Source organism: Mycetocola sp. Y719 (genome assembly GCF_056713205.1).
In genome coordinates, this window is record NZ_JBWYGY010000003.1 from 184,431 (window position 1) to 209,767 (window position 25,337).

Genomic DNA, 25,337 nt, shown 5'->3' on the forward strand with positions numbered 1-25,337 from the left:
ACCGTGTGCAGGCGGGTGTCGGCGGCATCCGTTATCGTCATCGACGGGGAATCGAAGTTTCCTCCCGAAACCGGGAATAGCCTGAACGGCCCCTTCGTTTCTTTTCTCTACGCCCGCTTCTATCGCCATGAGCTGCTCGCACGCTCCGAGGCCCCGAACATCCCACGCGCTGCGCCGCACCCATCGAAGGACCTCTCTTGACCCTGCAGGACACCTCACCCAACACCGGCTCTCTCCCCGCGGAGAAGGTCACCAGGACCGGTCCAGTCATCGCGCTGCTGGTCGTCTCGGCGTTCGTCGTCATCCTCAATGAAACGACGATGAACATTGCGCTTCCCCGCATCATGGAGGACCTCGGAGTCACCGCATCAGTCGGCCAGTGGCTCACGACGGGCTTTCTCCTGACCATGGCCATCGTCATCCCGCTGACCGGGTTCCTGCTCGAGAAGTTCACACTGCGGACGGTGTTCTTCGCGGCGATGACTCTCTTCTCGCTAGGCACTCTCGTCAGCGCTGTCGCGCCGGTCTTCGAGGTACTCCTGGCCGGCCGCGTCATCCAGGCAAGTGGCACGGCGATCATGCTGCCGCTGCTGTTCACGACCGTGCTCAACGTCGTCCCCGCCTCGCACCGCGGACGGATGATGGGGGTCATCACCATCGTCATCGCCGTCGCGCCCGCCGTCGGCCCGACAGTGTCAGGAGTAATCCTCTCCACGCTCACGTGGCACGCCATCTTTTGGATCATCCTTCCCATCTCACTGCTCGCTCTCGCGCTCGGTGCCGTGTGGGTCCGGAACGTGACCGAGACTCGTCCCGACGCACGCTTCGACGTCCTGTCCGTGATTCTCTCGGCGTTCGGCTTCGGTGGACTCATCTACGGATTGAGCAGCATCGGTGAAGCTGCGGCCGGCCACGCTCCCGTCCCCGTCTGGGTGCCCCTTGCAATCGGTGGCGTAGCGCTCGTGGCGTTCGTCCTGCGTCAGCTCCAGTTGCAGAAGGTGGACGGCGCGCTCCTGGACCTCCGCACCTTCCAGAGCAAGACCTTCAGCCTCGCCGTCGGCCTCGTCACCATCGTGATGGCGTCGCTCTTCGGCTCGCTCATCCTCCTGCCGATCTACCTGCAGCAGGTGCTCGGCCTCGACGTGCTCGCCGTGGGACTGATGCTGCTCCCCGGCGGCGTGCTCATGGGTGCCATGGCGCCGGTCGTCGGCAACCTGTTCGACCGGTTCGGACCGACGCCTCTCGTCATCCCTGGCATGGTCATCGCGGCCGGTTCGCTGTGGGGCATGGCCTCCTTCGACCAGGACACCACCGTCGGGTGGATCATCGCCGTACACCTCGCACTGAACCTCGGACTCGGGTTGGTCTTCACCCCGCTCATGACCTCCGCGCTCGGCTCGCTCCCCCGACGCCTGTACCCGCACGGAAGCGCGATCGTCGGTACCGTGCAGCAGGTCGCCGGCGCTGCAGGGACCGCTCTTTTCGTGACGTTGATGACCGTGACCTCCGCTGCGGCGATCAGTGACGGCGTTGACGCACCGCTCGCTCTGACGCAGGGTGTGCACGCCGCGTTCCTCGTCGGTGCGTGCATCGCTTCGGTGGCAGTGATCCTGGCGTTGTTCGTCCGTAAGCCTGCCGACGTGCCGGCAGGGATGCCGGTCGGCCACTAGAGCCTCGAGCCAGATCCGAGTTGCCCGGATTCGCGGGTGCGGCTTCCGCTGCACCGATTGGACCGGGCAACTCGCCTTTCAGCGCAGGGTGTAGGTGGACTGAGTGAAGCCGGAGCCGAGATCCTCTGTGCTGGTGAGCACGAGGGGGACGTCGTGATCCAGACCCCCGAACAGCGGGATCCCTGATCCGATGAGCACAGGGGCGACACTCACCGTGATCTCGTCGAGGAGCCCGGCCTGGATGAACTGCTGCACGACGGTTCCGCCGTCGACGTAGACGTGCCTCCGGTTCTCGCTGGCGAGGGTCTCGAGTGCGTCGTCCAATGAGCGGTGCACAGTGGCATCCGGCCAGTCGACACTGTCGAGGGTGGAACTGAGCACGAGCACGCGTTTGCCCGCGTAGGGGTACTCGTCGAAACCGTGAACGATGTCGTAACTGTTGCGGCCGAGAACCATTGAGTCGACGGATGCGAAGAAGTCGTCGTAGCCGGTGTCACCGAGGGACTCACCTCGCCCCAGGAGCCAGTCCAGACCGCCGTCGGGCCTGGCGATGAACCCGTCGAGGCTCATCGCCAGGAATGCGGATGCTTTCAGCGCTGCTGCAGGGGATGTCTCGGTCATGCGGGCACGCTACCATCGGCATCCGACACGAAGAAGGGGTGTCAGGCGGTGGAGCGGGGGCGCAGGATGCAGAACTCGTTGCCTTCCGGATCACGGAGCACCTGCCACTCTTTGCCGTCGTAGATGTCGTTGGCCAAGGTAGCGCCGAACCCCAGCGCATCAGCGATCGCGGTCTCATAGTTCCGGCTGCGCAGGTCGAGGTGCAGCCGGTTCTTGCCCGTTTTGGCCTCCGGCACCCGGAAGAAATCCATCTGCGCGAAGCCGCCGGACGGGTGCAGTTCGACACCGTCCTCGCTCTCGTCGACGACCAGCTCGCCACCGAGTAGGTTCCGCCAGAACGTGGCGAGTGCCATCGGATCGGCGCAGTCGATGGACAGGGCGGCGACGCCGGAGATGGAGTGGGTCATTCCCCCATGAGAGCACCGGGCGTGCGCGTGGTCAACCTGCCCCGATCGGCATACGCTGAAGGGATGTCTCCCGAACTCGCCCACGAACCCGACGCGAACCGGTACACGCTGCGCATCGGCGACGAACTCGTCTGTGTCGCCGATTACTCGATCCGGCCGGGGCAGATCTACTTCACGCACACCTACACGTCGCCGCCGCGTCGCGGGAACGGCTACGCGGCATCCCTCGTCGAGTTTGCGGTCGACGATGTGGCCGCTACCACCGACCTGCGGATCGTGCCGACCTGCTCGTTCGTCGTCGACTGGTTCGAGGACCACCCCGAACGCGCCGACCTGCTCCGCCGCTGACCCTCGGGCTGACGCTGAGCGCTACTGCTGGTGCGGCTCCACCAGCGTGATGAACGCACTGAGCTCCGTGATCCCGGTCGCCGTCACCGGCAGGTAGTCGGTCAGCGCCGGCGAGTAGACGAGGTACGCGGTCCATTTCGCCCGCGAGATCGCGACGTTGAGCCGGTTTTTCAGGATGAGGAACGCCATCCCCCTCGGCACCTCCGACGCAGCGGATGCCGCGAGTGTCACGATCGCGATCGCCGCCTCCTGCCCCTGGAACTTGTCGACGGTGCCGACGCGGACGCGCTCGAATCCTGCGGCGGCGAGGGCATCACGCACGAGCGCGACCTGAGCGTTGTACGGCGAGACGACGATGATGTCGTCCTGGTCGAGCGGGTCGCGGTCGCGCGACTCGGTCGGATCCGTCCACGCCCGCCCGACCGCCGACCGGACCAGGTCGACGACCCTGGCCGCCTCTTCGGGGGAGGAGATGGCGTTGCCGGTGTGCTCCACCGGCTCGACGTGCAGCCCCGGTTCGATTCCATCGAGGTGACGGGTGGACGTGACGTCGTGAGCGTGCAGCTCGCCCTCGTACGACAGGCGCGACACCGGTTCGGTGACCGCCGGGTGCATCCGCCTGCTCTCGGCGAGGAAGTAGCCGAGCTCGGCCGGGAGGACGTCGTGACCGTCGCTGACCCAGCCGAGCGCAGAGGTGTCGATCGGCTCGGGATGGAGGCCCTGGCTCACCTGCGGCAATTGTTGTGGATCGCCGAGCAGCAGCAGGTTCCTCGCGGCGACGCTGGCCGCGATCGTGAAGGCCAGCGAGTATTGCCCGGCCTCGTCGATGACGAGCAGGTCGAGCGACCGGCGCGGGAACCGCGCCTTGTTGCTGAAATCCCAGGCCGTTCCGCCGAGCACGAACCCGGTGTCGTCGTTCTGCGCGGCGAAGTCGAGGTGTCCGTTCGACGGGAGAGCGGTGAACGGGACGTCGTCGGCATCCGCCCCCGACTTCTGCACCTTGCCGACGAGGTCCGCCGGCAGACCGGCCCTGACCACGGCGCCGAGCAGATTCTCGACGACCGCGTGCGACTGGGCGACGACGCCGATCTTCCAGCCGTGGTCGCGGACGAGGGCGGTGATGACATGCGCGCCGAGGTAGGTCTTGCCGGTGCCAGGGGGGCCCTGCACGGCGAGGTAGGACGCATCGAGGTCGAGGATGCTGGCGATCACGGCGTCGATCCGCTCACCGGTGACCGGCGTCAGCGCCCCGGATCGGGTGCGCGGCGGCGTGCGCCGGAGGATGTCGACGACCGGGTCGCTGGGCCATTCCGGTTGCGCATCGACGATCGCCTGCGCCCACTCCTCGATGGCGGGTTTCTGCTGCCCTGGGGGAGGTGGGGCGGCCGGGGTCAGCGCGATCGGGAGGGTGTCGAACGGCTCGACGCCCGCCTGCAGCCCCTCCTCGATCAGTGCCCCGCTGTCATCGACCTCGAGCACGCGCACGGTGCGGCTCGGCCGGGAGCCGGGGTCGCCGATGCTGGCCTCGAAAGGACCCGGGTGCTCGTACAGAACGTATGGGCCTGCCGAATCGCCCGGCTTGGTGCTGCTGCCGGGCGCCCACTTGCCGCTGAGCCTGACCCACCGGCGGTCTGTGCGCTGTTTGCCCTCACGGAACCAGGGCTTCTCGACCGAGGCGCCACCGTCGTCGACCACGAGGACGTCGCGGGTGTCTTCCCAGGTCTGGACATCCTGGATCAGGCGGGCGAAGTGCCCCCACCAGAAGCTCTTCTGTTCGCGCTGGTGGTAGTCGATCGCTGCGGCCGCGAACGCCGCAGCGGTCTGGTCGGCGCTGCGCCCGGCGGCCAGCCGGTCTCCGGCAAGCGCGAGAAGGGCGTAGCGGAGCGGCGACGGCTCGGTCTCGGGCACGGAGTCCTTCGCCTCGTGCAACGTACCGGGGCGGATGCCGTGCTCGCGGCCACGCTCGAGCAGCCAGTCCCGGAGGCGCAACGTCGAGACGCAGTCGTAGGTGTTGTAGTCGGCGATCTCGTCGAGCTTGTGCTGCCCTTCGGCGACGTTCCCGTTCGCGATGAGCTCCATGGCGTCCGCGTATTCGGTGATCGACGCGGCGGCGTTCGTGACGTCACCGGTGCGCAGCTTGTCACCCATGTACAAAGGCTCGAGCTTCTTGATCGAGTAGGAGCGGGATCCGACCCGCACGCTCTTCTTGACCATCGGGTAGAGGTCGACGAAGACGTTGTCGCGCAGCAACTGGTCGACCTCTTCTTCTCCCTCGCCGTGACGGGCGGCGATCGATGACAGGTGGGTCCGCTCGTATGACGCGTAGTGGTAGATATGCAGGTTCGGGAATGTACGGCGCCGGTCGGCCACGAAGTCGAGGAACCGGCGCAGGGCCACGCGTTCCTCGGCGAATGAATGCGCCCAGAACGCCGTGAACGTCTCGGCGGTGTCGATGAGGCCGAAGAGGTAGTCCAGACCCCAGGACCGTGCGTCGCCTTCGGTGTAGAGCGGATCGCCCTCGAAGTCGAAGAAGATGTCGCCTGCGTCCGGTTCGGGTAAAGCGGCAAGTGCCTGCGGGTTGAAGACATTTACAGGGGGCGGCGTGTGGTCGTCGGGGGATGTCGGCCCTTCGAGCTGGAGTTTCGCCTGAAGCCGCAGCCCCGCGAGCGTCGTGCCACCGATCCCGTCGACGTCGGCCGTCGAGTCGGCGAGCTCTTCGATCGTCGTGATGCCCACGGCGGCGAGCCTCGCCCGCTGCGTCACGCGCATGCCCCCGACGAGGAGGACGTCACGGGTGGCCTGGATCTCGGCTTCGCAGGTTTCGCAGCGACCGCAGATCGCATACCGTGGGTCACGCCATGCGACGGCGACCGTGTCGGCGAACCTTTCGGAGATGATCCGCTGCAGCCGCTGCTCCCGCTTGAGATAGACCGGGAGGATGTCACTGACCCGGTGTTCGCTCGTCATTCCGTTGCCGAGGAGCAGCTGCACGGTGTCGGCAGGCTCGACCCCCATCTTGCGCAGCTGCTGTACGTACGCGGCGAGCTGGAGGAGGGCGGTGACCTTGGCGGATCGGGCGAGCTTGGTGTCCTGGACCAGATAGCGTCCGTCTGGCTGGCGCACGATGAAGTCTGCGAAGCCGACGAAGCTGCCGTCGAAGAACGTCGCCTGGAACACCACGTCGGATTCGCTCGCGAACGCCTGCTCGGTGGCGGTGACGGCGGCCGCGAGCGTCTCGCGGGTCAGCTCATCCGGGCGCTCGATCAGGGCGACCTGCTCGCCGAAGTCGTGCCGGTAGGCGCCGAGGACGCGGGCCTCGTGCTCGTCTCCGAGTCGACCGGTGCGGGCGAGCATGTCGTCGACGACCTCGTCGACGCGCTCCGCCCGCCCCAGCTTGGCGTCGAGTTTGCGGAGGAAGGCGAACTCGCACTTCGACGCGGTGGTGAGATCGCTCGCGCTGGTGACGAGCGAACCTCGTTCGAGCGAGTCGTCGAGAAAGAACACGGGACCTCCGATGGTGACAGTCCGAGGCTAGCGGCAGCATCCGACAGTCGAGGCGAGAGCACAGACTACCCTTCCAGGAGTCCTCCGCCAGGCGTACCGTTGAACCATGAACACGCGCGATAACGGTGTCGTGGAAGCGACGGAGACGACTCACCCGATGCGGCGCGGCCAGCCGGCCGACGGCATCCCTGACGGGTCCGGATCCGACGGGCACCCCGACACCGACAACGACACGGCGTCAGGCGGCCCCGCCCTCTGAAGGCTTGTAGCACACCAGAGCGGATGTCACACCGCTCTATCGCCGACGCCCCCGGGCCGCGTAGCGTGGGGCCATGACCGACAACGAGCAGACCGATCACCCGAAGCCCCGCGACCGTTCGCACCACGACGAGACGGAAAACCGCCCCGGGCAGTCAGCCGATGGCATCCCGGACGGCTCGGGCACGAACACCGGCTCCAACGACGACACCGCCGAGGACACTGCCTCGGGCGGCCCTGCGGACTAGCCCCTGCCACTGTCGAGAGCGCAGCGGTCCCTCGAGGGCAGCGGCGCCAGCCGCTGACCGAAGGGTAGCGGCGCTAGAACTTCCGGTTTTCGCGCCACCACTGCACTCTCGTCGGCGATCCCGGCGAGCGCTCTCTGTCAGCGGAGCGTGAGAGCATGGGAGCATGTCGCCCGCCGCCGCTCCCCTGGTGGATGTCACCGACATCATCCGTCTCGTCGGCAACGCCGCGTTCAACCGCGGCACAACGTATGCCCGCACAGGGGCGGTGACCTCGCTCGACTGGGATGACGACAGCAGAACACTGACCGCACAGGTCCAGGGCACAGCCGACCGCCCCTACCGCTGCCGCGTCGTGCTCGCGCCGTCCCGCAAGGACTTCAGCCGCCCATCGGCCTCGAGTTGCACCTGCCCCCAGCAGTTGGACTGCAAGCACATCGCCGCCACCCTCCTGGCCAGCAACTCGTCCGCGGTGAAATCCATCGCGCTCCCGTCCTCCGGGCTGACGGATGCCGCGGCACACGACCGCGCCTGGATCGACCGCCAGATGCGCGAAGCAGACGAATGGTGGCAGGGCGACACGACCTGGCCGAGTGACTCCTGGTCGGACACACGAGGAAGCACGATCGAACGCCCGGCCGAACCGCCGGCCGAGCCTGCCCGTCCGCCGCAACCCGCGTGGAAGTCGGCGGTCGGTGCGCTCACCGGCCAGCACGCGGCATCCGGCACCTCGAACACCCCGATGGGGCTGCAGTTCGAACTGCGCGAGCAGACCCCGCACACCAGGCACCGCTGGAACGGACCGACCGCCCGCACCGCGAAGTCCACCTCGGAACTCGGCGAGTACCGACTCGGTGTGCGCCCGGTGATCCGCAACAGCAAGGGCAACTGGGTCCGCACGAACGTCGGCTGGAACACCTTCAGCTACCAGGTCAACCGGCTCGGTCTCGATCCGGCACAGCATCGCTGGTTCAGCCAGTTCGCCGCGCTGCACCGCGCCGCACGCAGCACCTATGCGGTCGGTCAGGACCTCGACTGGCTGTATCTCGACGACTTCCACAGCCCGTTGCTGTGGAACCTGCTCGCCGAGGCGACCGGTCTCGGCATCGAACTCGTCGGCAGCCGCAAGGATGCCGTCGTCACCGTCGGCCGCGCCGCCGAGATCAGTCTCGACGCGACAGCAGACACCGATCTCCGCCTCGACGCCGTCCTCACCATCGACGGCGACAGGTACCCGACCGGCGACGCCGGGCTGCTCGGTGACCACGGCGTCTACACCTACACACTCGAGCCGAAGACGGCATTCACGCTGGCCCCGACCGCGGAGCGGCTCACCGACGAACAGCGCCGGCTGGTCGGGCGACCGAGCAGCGTCCTCGTCCCCGCCGCAGACATCGACGAATTCTTCGCCGAGTTCTACCCGCGGCTGCGCCACACCATCCCCATCACCTCCACGGATGCGACGGTGGAGTTCCCGCCGGTTCACCCACCCGTCCTCGTGCTCACTGCGGCGTTCTCGGCGAAACACACCCTCACCCTTGGCTGGGACTGGGAGTACACCGAGGGCGATCGCACCACGCGGATGCCGCTCTACGCGACCGCACACGACTCCGGTCTTCGCGACCTCACAGCCGAGCACGCCATCTCAGGTCGGGCACGCGACATCACCTCGCTCGAGCCGCAGACCCTCGTCGGTCTCGACGCCGCCGAGTTCACCGACAAGGTCCTGCCGGGCATCGAGGCGGTCGACGGCGTCCGCCTCGACGTCACCGGCGAGCGCCCCGACTACCGTGAACTCACCGAACCGCCGAAACTCAAGATCACCACGGTCGAAACCGACCAGAGGGACTGGTTCGACCTCGGCGTGATCGTCACCATCGACGGGCAGAAGATTCCGTTCGGGCCGTTGTTCAAGGCCCTGTCGAAGGGCCAGACCAAACTGCTGCTCGTCGACAACAGTTACCTGTCGCTCAAGCAGCCCGCTTTCGAGCAGTTGCACGAGCTCATCGAGGAGGCCCGTGCCCTCGCCGAGTGGGACACCGGCCTGCGGATCAGCCGCTACCAGTCGAGCCTGTGGGAGGACCTCGAGGATCTCGCGGACGAATCCGAGCAGGCGGCATCCTGGCAGGCCGCGGTCACGGGTCTGCGTGAACTCACCACCCTCGAGCCCACCCCGCTTCCCGCCAGCATTCACGCCACCCTCCGCCCGTACCAGCTCGACGGTTTCGCCTGGCTGGCGTTCCTCTGGAAGCACCAGCTCGGTGGCATCCTCGCCGACGACATGGGACTCGGCAAGACGCTGCAGACCCTCGCCCTGATCACTCACGCGAAGGAGGCGACCGCGCCGGACGAGCGCCGTCCGTTCCTCGTCGTCGCGCCGACATCCGTCGTCTCCAACTGGCAGCACGAAGCCGGGCGCTTCGCCCCCGAGCTCACCGTGCGGGCCATCACCGAGACTCGTGCGAAGCGCGGAGCCAAACCCGCGCTCGACGGCGTCGACGTCGTCATCACCTCGTACACGCTGTTCCGGCTCGACTTCGCGGCGTACTCGGAGCACGAGTGGGCCGGGCTCATCCTCGACGAAGCCCAGTTCGTGAAGAACCGCACGGCGAAGGTGCACCAGAGCGCCCGCGATCTCGACGCCCCGTTCAAGCTGGCGATCACGGGCACGCCGATGGAGAACAACCTTCTCGAGCTCTGGTCGCTGTTCGCGATCGTGGCGCCAGGCCTGTTCCCCTCTGCGCGCCGGTTCATCGACGACTACGCGAAGCCGATCGAGGGTGGAGGCAACCCGGAGCTCCTCACCCGGATGCGCCGTCGCATCCGCCCCCTGATGATGCGGCGCACCAAGGAACTCGTCGCAAGCGACCTGCCCGCGAAGCAGGAGCAGGTGCTCACGATCGACCTGAACCCGAAGCACCAGAAGCTCTACGACACGTTCCTGCAGCGCGAACGGCAGAAACTGCTCGGCCTGCTCGACGACATGGACAAGAACCGGTTCATCGTGTTCCGCTCCCTCACCCTGCTGCGGATGCTCAGCCTCGACGCGTCACTCGTCGACGACGCATACGCACACGTGCCGTCGTCGAAGCTCGATGCACTGTTCGAACAGCTCGAGGACGTCCTCGCTGAGGGGCACCGCGCGCTCATCTTCAGCCAGTTCACCTCGTTCCTCGGCAAGGCGGCAGCCCGACTCGACGCCGAGGGCATCCCGTATGCCTACCTCGACGGGTCGACGACGAAGCGGGCGGATGTCATCGCAAGCTTCAAAGAGGGCGTCGCACCCATCTTCCTCATCAGCCTCAAGGCAGGTGGCTTCGGCCTCAACCTCACCGAGGCGGACTACGTGTTCCTGCTCGACCCGTGGTGGAACCCGGCCACGGAGGCGCAGGCCGTCGACCGCACCCACCGGATCGGGCAGACCAGGAACGTCATGGTCTATCGGATGGTGGCCAACGGCACGATCGAGGAGAAGGTCATGGCGCTGAAGGCCCAGAAGGCGAAGCTGTTCAACGCGGTCATGGACGATGACGCCGTGTTCAGTTCGGCGCTCACCGCCGATGACGTGCGCGGTCTGCTCGAAGACTGACGGGTGATCGGCTCGATGGGGGACATACATCGGTCGCAGAACGACCTACACTTGCCCGATGGCCACTGATCCCCTGGGCGGAACCGATGCCGGCGAAGGCATCCCCGCCAAAGCCGCGCCGGCAGCACCAGACGGAATCGAGCGACTCGACTATGACGAATTCAGCCTGGGCCACACCGGCTCGGTAGCGGGTTCGGAATCGAGCTTCGCCGCAGACGACTTCCCGGGCTGACGCCCGGGCTTCAGTTCCGTTCGCCCGCAAGGGGCCGAGAGTGCAGTAGCGGCTCGATAAACCGCCGTTTTCGAACCACTACTGCACTCTCGATGCCACCATCACTGATTGCTGAGCTTCAGCGGCTCCACCGGGTTGTCCAGGTTCGCGCCCCCGCGATACCGCGCCGCCGTGTGGCCGGCAGGAAGGTACGGTCCGGCACCGAAGAGCCGCTCGCGAAGCGTCTCACCCGGCGTGTAGCCCTCGTGCAGCCGGCCGCGCTTGCGCAGCTCTGGCACGATGAGTTCGACGAAGTCCCTCGTCGTGCCGAACGAGTGGTACTGGCGCAGGTTGATCCCGTCGACGCCGTCCTCGTCGAGCCAGCGCTCGATCTCGTCCGCGACGACTCCGGGGGTGCCTGCGACGAAGTACCGCTCCTCGCGCCCGGTGCGTGCCTCGTCAACGAGCTCGCCCGCCGTCTTCCCTGGCGCGACGGTGCGGGCGAACGCGGTGTCTGTCTTCCCCTCCCGCTCGAGGATGTCAGTGACGAGGGTCTCGCGGGGGTACGCGGTCGGGTCGATGACGAATCCGTAGTGCGCGAGGATCGCGTCGACGCTCGTGTGTTCCCGGTACTCCTGCAGTTTCTTCGCGACCTCGGCATCCGTCCGCCCGGTGACGACGCCGGCCTGCACGATGAAACGGATGTCGTTCCGATCGCGACCGTGACGCTCGACGGCATCCCGCATCCCGTCGGTGTTCCGGCGGAAATCAGCGGCACTCCGCCCACCGGTGAATACGACCTCGGCGTGGCGCCCGGCGAACTCGATACCGGCAGGCGAACCGGTGGCCTGGTACAGCACGGGCGTCCGCTGCGGTGACGGCGCGACGAGGTGCGGACCGGCGACGCGGAAGTTCTCGCCGACGTGGTCGATGTAGCGCACCTTGGCCGGGTCGGTGACGATCCCGGCGGCGCGGTCGTTGACGACGGCACCGTCATCCCACGACCCCTCCCACAGTTTGTAGACCACGTCGAGGTACTCGTCAGCGATCTCGTAGCGCTTGTCGTGCGGGATCTCGTCGGCGAGCCCGAAATTGCGTGCCGCGTTCGGCAGGTAGGAGGTGACGATGTTCCACCCCATCCGGCCACGGGTGAGGTGGTCGAGCGTGCTCATCCGGCGCGCGAACGCGAACGGTGGCTCGTAGCTGGTCGAGAAGGTGACGCCGAAACCGATGTGCTTCGTCACCGCGGCCATGGCGGGCACGATCGACAGCGGGTCGAGGTTCGGGATCTGCAGCCCCTCACGGATGGCCGTTTCGGGACCGTCGCGGAACACGTCGTAGGCACCGACGACGTCGGCGAGGAAGATCCCATCGAACCCGCCGGACTCGGTGAGCTGGGCGAGCTCGGTCCAATAGTCGATGTCGGCGTAGCGGTCGCGCTGGTTGCCGTCGAGCACCCAGAGACCGTGGGTGATGTGACTCACGCACGCCATCTCGAACAGGTTGAGGATGAGCTTCTTCGGTTCTGCGGTCATGCTCCCAGTCTTCCGCATGGCCGGTGCGGCCTCACGTCGCGTTACGTCGAACGACCCGTTCGTCGAGCAGCGCCGCGCCCGCCGAATATCAAGACGCCGTCCAGAAACCTGAGCATTATTTGAGAATCGCCGTTCACCCCGGAATCCCGACTTAGGGTGATCAGACTTGAGCCGCAACGGAGCGGCCGGAAGGTGGGTTCCATCATGAGTGACACAAACGACGCCGTCGGCACAAACGACGCCGTCGGCACGGACAGCGCCGCCAGCGAGCGCAGCATCCGCGACTGGGCGGATCTGGGCCAGGAGATGTGGTCGTACCTGACCGGCCGGAGCGCCGTCATCGACTACAACTTCATCGACATGACCGTCGAAGTTCCCCGCGACATCGGGCCGGACGCTCCTCGCGCCACCTGGAAGTTCAACGGCACAGTCCGCATCACCACGAGCGACGATCAGGCTTCCCGCTCCGACGCATCCGGTTCCTGACCATGTCGTCGACGTTTCTCGACATCGACCTGACATTTTCGCTGGTCGAGCCGGAAGCCGGCGAGGATGCTCCGAGGATGCGCGGCAGGATGACCGCCAGCGGCACCGAGGTCGAGCTGTACACCAGCGACCCCGAGCTCATGCTCGCGGGCCGGCGGCCAAAGCTCTCGAGTCTGCGCGTCGTGGCCGATGAACTCGCTCGGCGCGGATTGACCGTCGCGATCAGCGGACCGGCAGGCATGATCGCGCGGCTCGGGGCGGTGCACACCACCGTGGCCCAACGGCTGGTGACCAGGTCCCCGCACATCGAGCTCGGTGCACCGAGCGCCGTCGCGCCCTTGCTGACGCCGAAACGACGGGACCCGGATGCGGAGGCGGCACTCGAACTGCCGCCTGGCACCCTGTTCCCGCTTGCGCCGACGTTCGATCGCCGCGTTCGCCGTCGTGTGACGACGACGCACTACACGCCCGGCTCCGGGCGACCCAGGCTGATCTTCGTCGTCGGCTCGGAGAACTGGAACGGCCAGCGGCCGCGCGAGTTCGACCTGCTGCCGACGGTCACCCGCATCGGATCGGGCGAGTCGGCCGACCTGAGGCTCGCCGGGTTGCTGGACACTCATGCCGAAATCGTTCACGACACGAACGACGAGTACGTCTACTACCCGTCAGGCCGGGCAGGTGCCACGACGTCGAGCGGGAGGAAGACAGACGGGCAGATCCTCCGGACCGGCGCAAGGATCGAGCTCGGACCGTGGCGGATGGCGTTCTTTCGTGAAGAGTATGCCGACCACGGCCGCCCGTACGGCGGCCGTGCCGGCGGTGAGTTCGCCCACCAGAAACGGCAGGCACCCCGGCATCCGTCACCCGGCAATCCCAACCACTGACACCGGCCTTCCACGCACCCGTCGCGACCGCCAGAATGGTGACGGGCGACGGCGCACACCGCGCATGGCCCGGGCACGTCGCGGATGCTCCGCGGCAGGAGGAGAACGCATGACCACCATCGCGATCATCGGGTCCGGCTACATGGCCAGGACGCACGCGGCAGCGTGGTCTGCTCTCGGGTACGCCTCGGGCATCAAGTACGTGTGCAGCCGTCACCCCGGAACGACGTTCGACGAGGCGCCCGGTGCACGCATCGTCACGGACCTCACCGCCGTGCTCGGCGACCCCGCGGTCGACATCGTCTCGGTCTGCACGCCGACGGCCACCCACCGGGAGATCGCGGTGCGCGCACTGAACGCCGGCAAGCACGTGCTGCTCGAGAAGCCGATCGCGCTGACGATCGCGGACGCCCTCGCCATCTCGGCGGCCGCGGCATCCAGCGACCGGGTGCTCATGGTCGCGCACGTCGTCCGGTTCTTCGAGGGCTACCGGCGGGCGAGGTCGGACGTCGAAGCAGGAAGCATCGGCACGGTGCTGTCAGCCCGAGCCCGGCGGCTGATCACGAAGCCGGATACACCCTGGTGGTTCGACGATGAGCAGTCCGGCGGAGCCGTCGTCGACGTCGGCATTCACGACTTCGACCAGATGAACCTGTTCCTCGGCGTGCCCGTCGCCGTCACGGGCACGTCGAATGACCCGCTCGGGCCGATCGAAACGACGATCGAGTACCGTTCGGGGGCGATCGGCCAGGTGCTCACCTTCGCCGGCGTCCCGGCCGGGGCGCCGTTCACGAGCTCGCTCAGCCTCGTCGGCACCGACGGCATCCTCGATTACGATTTCTCGGCGGATGCTCCGACGGCGGCGGACGGCTTCAGCGGCGTGAACTCCTACCGGCTGGCAACCGTCGGCGGCGGCACGAGTGAGACGCTGACAGCGCTCGACCACTACACGCGGCAGGTCGAATACTTCCTCGAGTGCGTGCATGCAGGGACCGATCCTGCGTTCAGCCCGACGGCATCCGCTGTCCGTGCCCTCGAGGTGGCACTCGCCGCCCGGCAGTCGCTTCTCACCGGCGAGACGGTGCCGCTCGAGGAACGCGCCTGACCTCGGGGGAACGACACTCGCCGGAAAACTGGACGCCGACCACCGGGAGACTCCAGACTCGATGCGGGCTCTCATCGTCGGGGGCATCATTCACCGGAGAAGAAAGCGACAGGGATCAGCGTTGAGTTCGATTCGAATGGGCACACTCACACTTCCGACGTCGACGTGGGGGCCATCGAATCCCCTGCCGAACATCTTCGGCACCGGCGACATCCACGCCCAGTCCGGCTTCGAGGACGCAGCCGAGGAGCCAGGCGTCGACGAGCCCGGCGTCGAGGAGCAGGCCAGTCGCGGTCAGACGGCGATGCCGTATCTCGACCAGGACGGCTACAGCGCCGACGAACAGCCTTCCGACCACGCGACCGTCGTACTGGAGAACGAGCACGTCACCGCGACGTTCCTGCCCGGGCTCGGTGGCCGGCTGTGGTCGCTCATCGACCGCGCGACCGGGCGGGAGCTGCTGCACCAGAACGACGCGATCCGGTTCCGTAACCTCGCCCTCCGCAACGCGTGGTTCGCCGGCGGCGTCGAGTGGAACATCGGCATGATCGGGCACTCCCCGTTCACGAGCTCGCCGATGCACACCGCAGCGCTGAGCGGGCCGGACGGCGAAGTCGGGCTGCGGTTCTTCGAGTACGAGCGCATCCGCAACGTCACGTTCCGCGTGGACGCCTGGCTGCCCGCCGATTCGCACGAGCTGTTCATCCGCGGCACGATTCTCAACGCGCAGCCGGATGCGACACCGATGTACTGGTGGTCGAACATGGCCGTTCCGCAGCAGGAGGAGACGCGTGTGCTCGTGCCGGCGGCATCCGCCTGGAAATACGGCCAGGAGCGCGTGCTCAGCACCGTGCCCGTGCCGGTCGTCGACGGCTTCGACATCACCTGGCCGGCGCGCACCGAGGACACGGTCGACTACTTCTTCGACACAGCGGGCATCCGGATGCCATGGATCGCCGCGGTGGACCGCGATGGTTTCGGTCTCGTGCAGGCGTCGACGGGCAACCTCAAGGGCCGCAAGCTCTTCGTCTGGGGACAGAACTCCGGCGGCAGGCACTGGCAGGAATGGGTGTCAGGGGCCGGGTCGTATTGCGAGATCCAGGCCGGGCTCGCGCGCACCCAGCTCGAGTACCTGCGGATGCCGGCCGAGACGGAGTGGTCGTGGGTCGAGGCCTACGGGGCTGTGCAGGTGGATGCGTCTGCGGCGGGGTCGTCAAACTGGGTGGTCGCGACCGAAGCCGTGGCCGAGAACCTCGCGGCGCGCGACCTGGACGATCGGCTGTCTCGGTTCCGGGATCGCGACCAGTCGGGTGAGCTCATCGTCGAGGTCATTCCGGACGGCTCGGGGTGGGGTGCCGTCGAGAACGAACTGCGGAAGCACTCCGGGCTCGAACCGTTCTCGGCGGAGGTGACGCCGTTCTCTTCGGATGCCATTGGCTCCGACGAGGAGTTCTGGTTGCGACTGCTGCGTGGCGAGCCCGCTGCGGAGGCCGAACTGGACCCGGCCGTCGCGCCGCGTTCGTACCAGATCGACCCGCGTTGGGTGCCGTTGCTCCGGCAGCGCGACGACTGGCTGGCGTCGCTCCACCTGGGGGTGATCGCGGCCGCGCAGGGGTCGTTCGTCGAGGCAGGGACGCTCTGGCAGGCATCTGTCGACCACGTTCCGAACGCGTGGGCGCTGCGGAACCTCGGCGCGCTCGCGGACGACCGGGGTAACACGGCTGAAGCGGTCCGGTTCTACCGGGCCGCGCATGAACTCGCGCCAGGGCTGCTGCCGCTGACCCGTGAGCTGCTCGCGGTTCTGCAGCGGGACGGGCGAGCTCTCGAGGTGCTCGAGCTGATCGATTCACTCAGCGGGGCGGACCGATCGGATGGGCGCGTACTCGTCGCAGAGGCGCGCGCGGCGTTGGCGACCGGGGACGTGGTCCGGTGCCGCGGCATCCTCGACGGAGACCTTCGGATCATCGACCTGCGCGAGGGTGACGGCCTGCTCGAGGACCTGTGGAACGAGTACCAGGCCGCTGCCGGGGCATCGGGTGAACCGCTGCCGCTGAAATACGACTTCCGGATGTGACGTGGTCGCGCGGTCGCGCGACCCCGAGATCGCAGTTACGCACCCAACGCGGGAGTTCCCGGCCGTTTTGGGTGTGTAACTGCCAACTCGCGGGCGATTCTCATGCGTGCGTGCCACGATCGGAGAATGACGGTCACCACGACATCCGTAGCGCTCGCGCAGCAACTCCACGATGCAGGGCTCGGCTGGATCCCCGAGTCGGGCGACCAGTTCTGCCTGAACACGGCGGAGTTCGACGGTGAGGTGTTCACCGTCAGCGACATGACGATCGAGCCGCACGACTATGACTCGGGGACCATCCTCGGATTCAACGGAACCACCGAGTGGGCCCTCGACTCGGTGGCGCTCGAGAAGACACTGTGGCTTCCGCGTGAGGACCAGCTGCGCGACCTGCTCGGCGGGACGTTCAGCTTCCTGCTGCGCGTCGACGAGATGTATGTGGTCGAGGTCGATCGTGCCGGGCAGAAGCTGCGCTTCGACGCCACGACGGCTCCGGATGCCTATGCGCTCGCGGTTCTCGGGGTGCTGAGCGCTCGTACCCCCTGACCCTGTTCGCAACTTCGGAGATTTCGCGGGATCACGGCTCTTCCGGCGGGTTTTCGTGCGTTCGGTCCCGAATCTCCGAAGTTGGAGACGGGACCGGGATCGCGCACACGCAAAAGGCCGCCACCGCTGAGCGGTGACGGCCTTCGTGGTGCGGGCTAAGCGGCCAGCCGGGCCTCGACCTCCGACGTGACGTGCAGCTCGTCATCGGCAACGGACACCGCGATCGACGACCCTGCGGTCAGCTCGGCGTCGACCATGAGTCCGGCGATGCGGTCCTCGACCTCGCGCTGGATCACGCGACGCAGCGGACGGGCACCGTACTCGGGCTCGTAGCCGCGGGTGGCGATCCAGTCGACGGCCTCGTCTGTGGCCTCGAAGCCGACCCCCTGAGCGGTGAGCCTGGCGGCGGTGCGGCCGAGGAGCATCCGCACGATGTCGTGCAGCTGCTCCTGTTCCAGTTTGCGGAACAGCACCACCTCGTCGATCCGGTTGAGGAACTCAGGTCGCATCGCCTCACGCAGCTTGCCCATGACGCGGTCGCGGAGCGCCTTCTCGGAGCCGAACCCGCTGCCGTCGCCGGCATCCGCGATGAATCCGAGTGCACCGCTCCTGCTCGCCAGGAACTCGGAACCGATGTTCGAGGTCATGATGATCACCGTGTTGCGGAAGTCGACCGTGCGACCCTGACCGTCGGTCAGGCGTCCGTCGTCGAGCACCTGCAGCAGCAGGTTGAAGACGTCGGGGTGGGCCTTCTCGATCTCGTCGAGCAGCACGACGGAGTACGGGTTGCGACGCACACGCTCAGTGAGCTGACCCGCCTCGTCGTACCCGACGTATCCGGGAGGGGCACCGACGAGCCGTGACACCGTGTGGCGCTCACCGAACTCGCTCATGTCGAACCGCAGCATGGCGCTCTCGTCTCCGAACAGCGATCCGGCCAGGGCCTTCGCGAGTTCGGTCTTGCCGACACCGGTGGGGCCGAGGAACAGGAAACTGCCGACCGGACGATTCGGGTCGCCCATCCCTGTACGGTTGCGCCGCACGGCCTTGGCGATGGATTCGACGGCGTCATCCTGTCCGATCACGCGCTCGTGCAACTCGGTCTCGAGGTGCGCGAGGCGGGCGCGGTCGTCCTGGGTGAGCCGCGTCACCGGGATGCCGGTGGCACGCGAGATGATCTCGGCGATCTCCGCCTCACCGACGATGGCGGGAACCGAGGCGGATGCCGTGGCATCCGTCGCCTCAGCAGCCGCGATCTCGGCGGTGAGGTTCTCGATCTCGTCGCGCAGGTTCGACGCCTCTTCGTAGCGTTCGGCGGCGACCGCGGCATCCTTGGACTTCTCCAGGATGGCGATCTCGTCACGCATCGGCGCTGTGTCGATCTTCACGACCTGGCGGAGGCGCAGTCGCGCGCCGGCCTGGTCGAGCAGGTCGATGGCCTTGTCTGGCAGGAACCGGTCGGTGACGTAGCGGGCGGAGAGATCCACGGCGGCACGGAGGGCCTCGTCGGTGTAGCTGACGTCGTGGAACTCCTCGTAGCGGGGACGGAGTCCGCGCAGGATGCTCTCGGCATCGCCGACACTGGGCTCGTTCACGTGCACGGACTGGAAGCGACGTTCTAGCGCCGGGTCCTTCTCGACACGACGATACTCGTTGAGTGTCGTCGCACCGATGACGTGCAGTTCGCCGCGGGCCAGGCGTGGCTTGAGGATGTTTCCGGCGTCGAGTCCGCCGCTCTCCCCACCGCCGCCTGCGCCGACGACCGTGTGCATCTCGTCGAGGAACACGATGAGCTCACCCTGGTTGGCGGAGATCTCGTCGAGCAGCTTGGTGAGCCGCTCCTCGAAGTCGCCGCGGTACCGGGTGCCGCCGACCATGGCTGCGAGGTCGAGAGCGAGGACGCGCTTGCCGCGGAGCAGCTGCGGAACCTCTTCGTCGACGATCGCCTGCGCGAGTCCTTCGACGACGGCGGTCTTGCCGACGCCGGCCTCGCCGATCAGCACGGGGTTGTTCTTCGTGCGGCGCGACAGGATCTCGATGGTCTGCGCGATCTCGTCTGCACGGCCGATCACCGGGTCGAGCTTGCCGTCACGGGCGAGCGCGGTGAGGTCGGTGCCGAACTGGTCGAGCAGCGGAGTGGTGGATGCCTCGCTGCCCGCTGTCGCCGTGCCGGATGCCTGTGCCTCGCGAGCGGATTCGTATCCGGCCTGCAGGGTCTGCGGAGTCACGCCGAATCCGGCGAGGACCTGACCGACGGGCATCTCCTGGTTCACGACGAAGGCGAAGAAGAGGTGCTCGGGGTCGATGTAGGTGGAACCGAACGCGCGGGCGACCTGGTGGGCGTCGAGCAGAGCGCGCTGGGCTGACGACGTGATCGACGGCGGGGTCTGCACGTCGCGGTCGGAACGTTCGGGCAGTCGTTGCTCGGCTGCTTCGGCCAGCTCGGCCGGGTCGGTGCCGAGGGCGCGGAGGGCGTCGGCCACCGGGGCCGCCTCGACCATGACACGCAGGATGTGCAACGCATCGACCTCGGAGTGGCCGTGGTCGACCGCGAACCGCGCGGCGTCGGCGAGCACCTCCTGGGTGCGTCGGCTCAGCAGACGGGTGATGTCGATCGTCCGCCCGGACTGGGCGGCGCGCTGCCCCTGCAGGTAACGCGCGATGAACTCGTCGAACGATTCGTTTCCCGAACCTGCGGGACCGAAGAATGCGGGCATGGATCCTCCTGGAACTTGAGTGCCTGTGACTCAACTCAACGGCAGCACAATACCGACTATTCCCGCCGGGTTCAAAAACTTGAGCCAGCCCGGCTCAAGTCTCGAGTTGCCTCCGTTTGGGCGTCTACTCACCACTTCCGGACCTCCTCACCCCGCGCACCTGGTGAGTGCGTCCGGAACAGGTGAGTACGTCGCACGGGGCGGGCTAGAAGTCGACCCGACGCCCGAACGTGCGCGCGGCACGCGGCCGCGGCGAACAGAACGCCTCATCGCGGAGCCGGACAAGCTCGTGCGGCTGCAGGCCTGCCGCAGTCGCGAAGTCCTCCAGCGATCCGAAGCCGCCGCGTTTGGTGCGCTCGGCGATCATTGCTTTGGCCAGGCGCCGGTCCATCCCGGTCAGCTTCGCCAGGGCGCGCTGGTTGGCGGTGTTCACATCGATCGTCTCGACTGGCTCGCGGGCAGCCGGTGCGGCCGGTGCGCTCGACCGCCGGGAGGCCCTCGACTTCCGCGCCGCGGCAGGAGCAGCCTCGGGTTCACCGGCGACGTAGTCGGAACGCGACGTCCCCGGCGCGTCCAGCAACTCTTCGGCCTCGGGCGGCACGACACCCCGTGACCTGCGCGACCCCTGACCGGTCCGAGCACGGGCAGGCCCGCCCATGAGGTTCAGCCCGTTCTCGCGCCGCGCCCACAGGTCACTCAGCCAGGTCGGGTTGGCGATGAGCGCGTGAGCGATGCCGACGAGATAGAGGGTTCCCTGCAGCATGTCGCCGCCGTCATCCGGCACGAAACCGATCACGAAGGCGGCGATCCCGTAGACCACAGACGCGACCCACCATGACCGGCGGCGGGCGACTGCAGCGATGATGCCGAACGCGAGCCAGGTGAACACCGCGCCGGGGAACAGGACGAGGATGATCCAGCTGCTCGCGATGATCATCCACAGGGCGGATGGACCACCAGTGGGCGTCGCTCTCCCCCTGCCGGATGTTCTCGCGTCGGTCATCACTCGTCGCCTACGCGCCAGAACGGACGTTGAGCACCATGGTCACGGTATCGTCGGCGTCGCGGGTTTCCGAGACGAGGTCGAAACCCGAGCCCTCCGCGCGCTGGCGGATTTTCTCGGCCACGGCCTGCTGGACGAGCAGGGCGTACTCGGCGTCGAGCCGCTGCACGAGATCGCTGACGGATGCCTCATCGACGACGCGGCCGTCGAGGCTCTCGACGTGCGCTTCCCAGATGCCGTCATGGGTGAGCCGCATCGTCAGCGACACCCCGTCGACCTCGGCGGTGACTCTCGTGCGGGAGACATCGACACCGGTCGCTCCGAGGTTGGTCAACGCCTCGGAGAGCAGCGAGCTGTCCTTCATCCGGGTGCGCACCTTCAGCGCCGGAGCGGGTCCGCCGTCGGTCGACGCGGTGTCCTTCGACATCGACACGGCGCCGGCGACACCGACGCCTCCCATTGCTGCGGCCGCGGCCATCGCGAGGGGAATGAGGAGCACGGTCACGCTCATGAGGCTGTCGCTTTCGTTCGGGGCCGGTCCTGTCGGGGGCCCAGGTCGTGCAGGAGTTCTTCGAGGGCGGATGCTTCCGCCCAGCCGTTCACGTCGATCCGGCCGTCGCGGTGGAGACGGATCTCGAGCCGATCCCGGCCGCCCTCGCGTTCGATGCGGGCGACCTCGTCGGCATAGGCCGGGCTGAGGGCGCGGATGCCCTGGTTGGTCGAGCCGAGCCACGGGCGGATGCCGTCTGGGGCGTCCTGCAGGTACGGCCCGTCGATGAGCAGGTCGGTTGCGGCGAGCAGCCGGGCGACGTCGTCCCGGTCGGCCGCCCACCCGGTAAGCGACTCGAGGGTGTAGCCGGAGAAGGTCATCACGGTCAGCCCGGCGGCACGGAAGGCCTCGGCAATCGTGGCGAGCGCGGCCGCCTGGTCGAAAGGTTCACCGCCGAGAAGGGTGATTCCCTCGACGCCGGCGCCGACGGCATCCGTCACGAAACGCTCGGCGAGCGCGCCCGTCTCGTCGAGAGTGCCCCCGATCTCGGCCCAGAGGTGCGGGTTGAAGCAGCCGGGGCAGCGCACGCTGCAGCCCTGCACCCAGAGCGCCGAACGCAGGCCGGGGCCTTCGGCGGTCGTCGCCGTGAGGAATCGCGACCAGCGCAGTTCACCGCCGGGCCGCCGCAGCGGTTCGACGGCGCCGAGGGCTCGGGGTTGCCGGTCGAGCAGGGTCATCGGTCGGTGTCCCAGTTGCGCGTCGAGCTCTCCTGGTCGGCGGCGACCTGGTTGTATGCGTCGGTGAACGAGGATGCCGTCGCTTCGGCGTCGAGGAGGTTCTCGAGCACCGCGATGTAGTCGAGGCACTCGGCGCCGTACATGCCGACGGTTTCGGCGTGCACGGTGCCGTCCGGTCGCACCTGGACGATGAGCTGCTTGTCTGCCATGAGGGGTGTCCGATCTGCCTAGAAGTCCACGGTGCGGCCGCCGCGACGGCTGGACAGCCCGGCCTCGGCCCCTGGCACGCCGACGCCGACGAGTTCGGCGGCGTCTTCGTTCGCGTCGATGTCCTCGCTGCCGGTCGCCCGCACGGCGCGGACTTCGGCCCAGGCGCGGATGGCCTGCACCTCTTCAGACTGCGTGACGGCGAGCGGGATCATGTTGGTCACGGCCCGCTCGAGATCGGTGAGGGCGGCCGGGCGGCGTTCGGCGAACGCCTCGTACAGCGCCACGACGACGGCCTGCTCGATCTCGGCACCGGAGTAGTTCTCGCTGACCGTGACCAGTCGCTCGATGGCGGCCGTGTCGACGTCGGCCAGCCCGTTGGCATCCGTCGCGTTGGAGGCGAGCTGGATGCTCCAGATGGCGCGGCGCTCGACGGCGGTGGGCAGGTCGACGAAGAAGATCTCGTCGAAGCGGCCCTTGCGCATGAACTCCGGTGGCAGGGCGTCGATGTTGTTCGCGGTGGCGACGACGAACACCGGATGCTTCTTCTCCTGCATCCAGGTGAGGAAGTATCCGAAGACGCGAGCCGAGGTACCCGAGTCGCCGCTGCCCGTCGTGTTGGAGAAGCCCTTCTCGATCTCGTCGACCCAGAGGATGCACGGGGCGACGGCTTCGGCGGTCGCCAGCGCCGTGCGCAGGTTCTGCTCGGACGAGCCGACGAGGCCGGAGAAGATCCGGCCGATGTCGAGGCGGAGCAGCGGAAGATTCCACGACGCGGCCATCGCCTTCGCGGTGAGCGACTTTCCGCAGCCGGGAACGCCGGTGATGAGCACGCCCTTCGGGGACGGGAGACCGAAGTCCTCCGCTTCGGCCTGCCACGACCCGTTGCGGCGGGAGAGCCAGCGTTTGAGGTTGTTGAGCCCGCCGACCGAGTCGAGGTCGAGGGTGCCTCGGACGAAGTCGAGCAGCCCGGACTTACTGACGATCTGGCGTTTCTCGTCGAGGACGACGTTGATGTCTGCCGCGGTGAGTTCGCCGTCGTCGACCATGGCGCGGGCGAACGCGTTCTCCGCCTCGGACATCGTGAGGCCGCGGGCGGCCTGAACGAGGTTCACGAGGGTGGAGGTGTCGGCCTTGATCCGGATCCGACCGCTGCCGGAGGCGTTGTTCTCGATCATCGTGTCAAGCATCGCCCGGAGTTCGGTGGTGTCAGGCAGCGGGAACTCGAGCAGGTGGGTGAGCTTGTCGAGCTCCGGCGGGATGGTGCGCACGGGCGCAGTGACGATGAGCGCGCGGGCCGCGTCGCCGTGGCGCAGTTCGAGTACCGTCTCCCGCACCTTGCGGATGATCACGGGGTCACCTGGCCGCTGATCAGAACCGAAGTAGGCGTGCAGGTCGCAGAACACGAAGACGGCGTTGTCGGGGATGCCGGTGATGTGGTCGAGGGCGCGGGCGGGCGTCGACGTGTTGACGATCGCTTCGGCATCCGGTCCGATGAGACCGGTCGCGGAGGTCCAGGTCCACACGTCGCGCGGACGGCGGAGCCCCTTCGCGGCGAGCGCGATCTGTTCGAGCACCCGTTCCTCTTCACTGGTCTCGATGTAGAGCAGAGGGAGTCGGGCCTTGAAGGCCTGGTCGAGCGTGTCGGTGAAGCTCATGCGCTGGGCGTTCCTCTCGTGCGGCGGGATGCCGTGGTTCGCGATGCGGGCGTGGCGGGCTGCGCTGCGGGCGTGGACGTGGGGGTCGTGGGTTCCGGAGTCGGCGGCTCAGGGGCATCCGTCGCCAGTTCGTCGATGTCGACGAGCCAGGCACCATGTTCGGCGTCGGACTCGATGGTGAAGTACACGGCTTCTGTGGGATCCCAGGAGAGTCGCTCGTTGACGTCGCCCGACTCGATGATCGGCTGGTCGGACTCACCGCCGAAGGTGTGGACGGTCACGTAGAACGGGCCGTCACCCTTGTGCACGAACCGGGCGCTGGCCGCGTCGCCGCGGTAGACGAGGAACGCGTTGCCCTTGCCGTCGGCGAGACCGTTCTTGACCTCGTCCACCTCGGCCTTCTCGAGGGTGACCTCCCAGTCGCCGTCGGCACGGACCCACAGTTCGAGCTCGCCTTCCGGGGGGAGCACGAGCGCCTCCTCCCCCACGTCGTAGAAGTAGGCGATGGACTCGGGCCAGCCGCGATCGTCCGCCGGGCGGCCGATGTCTTCAACGCGAGTGACGAACAGGTCGACGAACTCGCCGGACTCGAGGCGGGCCGTGTACGCCTCCTGCTTGTGCTCGTCGAGCGGGATGTGGATGACGCCGCTTCCGGTGCCCGACCACACGTCACCGGCGTGCTCGTCGAAGACCGTCGGATCCGCCTGCTGCCACGGGTTCTCCCCGTCGCCGATGAGGGCGAATCCGCCCTCGCCGAGACCGAGCCTGGCGTAGGTGTTGAACGCGACGACCGCCATGAGGAGGGCGCCGGCGACCCAGACCCAGGTGGAAAACGACCGGATGCGGCGGCGGGCGGCGCTCGACACGGTGACGTCCCCCAGACTCACGATGCGATCCTCCCCCGGTGTGCGCGGCACACCGTCCTCAGACTAGTGCGCGCATGGCCCGATCGGCGGGGATGTCGGTGGGGAGAGGTCCCCATGCGAATGCTGCGTCCTCGCCCGCAGACCTTGCGGGCGAGCCGACGGGGGGCCACACTATG

Annotated in this window: 22 protein-coding genes; 11 read left to right on the forward strand and 11 right to left on the reverse strand. The window is 67.6% G+C overall.

Features of this window, described 5'->3' with window-relative positions; genetic code table 11:
* The first annotated feature begins 197 nt into the window (after window positions 1-197).
* Entirely contained in the window at window positions 198-1,670 is a 1,473-nt protein-coding gene (locus tag AC1M0F_RS12820; RefSeq protein WP_480238637.1) for an MDR family MFS transporter, read from the forward strand.
* 78 nt (window positions 1,671-1,748) lie between these two features.
* On the opposite strand, the gene AC1M0F_RS12825 is transcribed toward AC1M0F_RS12820, so the two are convergent.
* Both AC1M0F_RS12825 and AC1M0F_RS12830 read right to left on the reverse strand, forming a co-directional pair.
* Window positions 1,749-2,291, reverse strand: coding sequence for a dihydrofolate reductase family protein (locus AC1M0F_RS12825; RefSeq protein WP_480238638.1), 543 nt, complete (start codon window positions 2,289-2,291; stop codon window positions 1,749-1,751).
* A 41-nt stretch (window positions 2,292-2,332) separates the two neighbouring features.
* Window positions 2,333-2,698: a VOC family protein gene (locus AC1M0F_RS12830; RefSeq protein ID WP_480238639.1), complete on the reverse strand. Its 366-nt coding sequence runs from the start codon at window positions 2,696-2,698 to the stop codon at window positions 2,333-2,335.
* 63 nt (window positions 2,699-2,761) lie between these two features.
* On the opposite strand from AC1M0F_RS12830, the gene AC1M0F_RS12835 reads away from it, so the two are divergent.
* Window positions 2,762-3,046 (forward strand): GNAT family N-acetyltransferase, encoded by a 285-nt coding sequence (locus AC1M0F_RS12835; protein WP_480238640.1) that lies wholly within the window; start codon window positions 2,762-2,764, stop codon window positions 3,044-3,046.
* Between the two features lie 21 nt (window positions 3,047-3,067).
* Here AC1M0F_RS12835 and AC1M0F_RS12840 read toward each other — a convergent pair whose 3' ends face one another.
* Complete coding sequence (locus tag AC1M0F_RS12840) at window positions 3,068-6,550, reverse strand: TM0106 family RecB-like putative nuclease (protein WP_480238641.1); 3,483 nt, start codon at window positions 6,548-6,550, stop codon at window positions 3,068-3,070.
* Window positions 6,551-6,656: 106 nt separating this feature from the next.
* On the opposite strand from AC1M0F_RS12840, the gene AC1M0F_RS12845 reads away from it, so the two are divergent.
* The 4 genes from AC1M0F_RS12845 (at window position 6,657) to AC1M0F_RS12860 (ending at window position 10,874) form a co-directional block, all read left to right on the forward strand.
* On the forward strand, window positions 6,657-6,809 hold the full coding sequence (locus AC1M0F_RS12845) for a hypothetical protein (RefSeq protein WP_480238642.1): 153 nt from the start codon (window positions 6,657-6,659) through the stop codon (window positions 6,807-6,809).
* A 73-nt stretch (window positions 6,810-6,882) separates the two neighbouring features.
* The gene (locus AC1M0F_RS12850) at window positions 6,883-7,056 is read left to right on the forward strand and encodes a hypothetical protein (RefSeq protein ID WP_480238643.1); all 174 of its coding nucleotides are present in this window, start codon (window positions 6,883-6,885) and stop codon (window positions 7,054-7,056) included.
* Window positions 7,057-7,219: 163 nt separating this feature from the next.
* Window positions 7,220-10,642, forward strand: coding sequence for a DEAD/DEAH box helicase (locus AC1M0F_RS12855; RefSeq protein WP_480238644.1), 3,423 nt, complete (start codon window positions 7,220-7,222; stop codon window positions 10,640-10,642).
* Between the two features lie 58 nt (window positions 10,643-10,700).
* A complete protein-coding gene (locus AC1M0F_RS12860; RefSeq protein ID WP_480238645.1) occupies window positions 10,701-10,874 on the forward strand; it encodes a hypothetical protein in 174 nt (57 codons plus the stop codon).
* A 101-nt stretch (window positions 10,875-10,975) separates the two neighbouring features.
* On the opposite strand, the gene AC1M0F_RS12865 is transcribed toward AC1M0F_RS12860, so the two are convergent.
* Complete coding sequence (locus AC1M0F_RS12865; protein WP_480238646.1) at window positions 10,976-12,388, reverse strand: LLM class flavin-dependent oxidoreductase; 1,413 nt, start codon at window positions 12,386-12,388, stop codon at window positions 10,976-10,978.
* A 204-nt stretch (window positions 12,389-12,592) separates the two neighbouring features.
* Between AC1M0F_RS12865 and AC1M0F_RS12870 the strand changes: the two genes are divergently transcribed.
* From AC1M0F_RS12870 to AC1M0F_RS12890, 5 genes are all read left to right on the forward strand, one after another.
* On the forward strand, window positions 12,593-12,874 hold the full coding sequence (locus tag AC1M0F_RS12870) for a hypothetical protein (RefSeq protein ID WP_480238647.1): 282 nt from the start codon (window positions 12,593-12,595) through the stop codon (window positions 12,872-12,874).
* 2 nt (window positions 12,875-12,876) lie between these two features.
* The gene (locus AC1M0F_RS12875; RefSeq protein ID WP_480238648.1) at window positions 12,877-13,758 is read left to right on the forward strand and encodes an FHA domain-containing protein; all 882 of its coding nucleotides are present in this window, start codon (window positions 12,877-12,879) and stop codon (window positions 13,756-13,758) included.
* A 109-nt stretch (window positions 13,759-13,867) separates the two neighbouring features.
* On the forward strand, window positions 13,868-14,863 hold the full coding sequence (locus AC1M0F_RS12880) for a Gfo/Idh/MocA family protein (RefSeq protein ID WP_480238649.1): 996 nt from the start codon (window positions 13,868-13,870) through the stop codon (window positions 14,861-14,863).
* A gap of 136 nt (window positions 14,864-14,999) precedes the next feature.
* Window positions 15,000-16,937 (forward strand): DUF5107 domain-containing protein, encoded by a 1,938-nt coding sequence (locus tag AC1M0F_RS12885; protein ID WP_480238650.1) that lies wholly within the window; start codon window positions 15,000-15,002, stop codon window positions 16,935-16,937.
* 126 nt (window positions 16,938-17,063) lie between these two features.
* Complete coding sequence (locus tag AC1M0F_RS12890; RefSeq protein WP_480238651.1) at window positions 17,064-17,483, forward strand: hypothetical protein; 420 nt, start codon at window positions 17,064-17,066, stop codon at window positions 17,481-17,483.
* Window positions 17,484-17,638: 155 nt separating this feature from the next.
* Here the strand turns inward: AC1M0F_RS12890 and AC1M0F_RS12895 are convergent, their stop codons facing one another.
* From AC1M0F_RS12895 to AC1M0F_RS12925, 7 genes are all read right to left on the reverse strand, one after another.
* Window positions 17,639-20,200 (reverse strand): ATP-dependent Clp protease ATP-binding subunit, encoded by a 2,562-nt coding sequence (locus tag AC1M0F_RS12895; protein ID WP_480238652.1) that lies wholly within the window; start codon window positions 20,198-20,200, stop codon window positions 17,639-17,641.
* A gap of 205 nt (window positions 20,201-20,405) precedes the next feature.
* Complete coding sequence (locus AC1M0F_RS12900; protein ID WP_480238653.1) at window positions 20,406-21,203, reverse strand: ComEA family DNA-binding protein; 798 nt, start codon at window positions 21,201-21,203, stop codon at window positions 20,406-20,408.
* A gap of 10 nt (window positions 21,204-21,213) precedes the next feature.
* The gene (locus AC1M0F_RS12905; RefSeq protein ID WP_480238654.1) at window positions 21,214-21,714 is read right to left on the reverse strand and encodes a hypothetical protein; all 501 of its coding nucleotides are present in this window, start codon (window positions 21,712-21,714) and stop codon (window positions 21,214-21,216) included.
* Window positions 21,711-22,430: a 4Fe-4S single cluster domain-containing protein gene (locus tag AC1M0F_RS12910; RefSeq protein WP_480238655.1), complete on the reverse strand. Its 720-nt coding sequence runs from the start codon at window positions 22,428-22,430 to the stop codon at window positions 21,711-21,713. The genes AC1M0F_RS12905 and AC1M0F_RS12910 overlap by 4 nt, the downstream gene beginning before the upstream one ends.
* Complete coding sequence (locus AC1M0F_RS12915) at window positions 22,427-22,639, reverse strand: DUF2997 domain-containing protein (protein WP_480238656.1); 213 nt, start codon at window positions 22,637-22,639, stop codon at window positions 22,427-22,429. Before AC1M0F_RS12915 ends, AC1M0F_RS12910 begins: the two co-directional genes overlap by 4 nt.
* An 18-nt stretch (window positions 22,640-22,657) precedes the next feature.
* Entirely contained in the window at window positions 22,658-24,295 is a 1,638-nt protein-coding gene (locus AC1M0F_RS12920; protein ID WP_480238657.1) for an AAA family ATPase, read from the reverse strand.
* Window positions 24,292-25,182: a hypothetical protein gene (locus tag AC1M0F_RS12925; protein WP_480238658.1), complete on the reverse strand. Its 891-nt coding sequence runs from the start codon at window positions 25,180-25,182 to the stop codon at window positions 24,292-24,294. Before AC1M0F_RS12925 ends, AC1M0F_RS12920 begins: the two co-directional genes overlap by 4 nt.
* Window positions 25,183-25,337 lie beyond the last annotated feature (155 nt).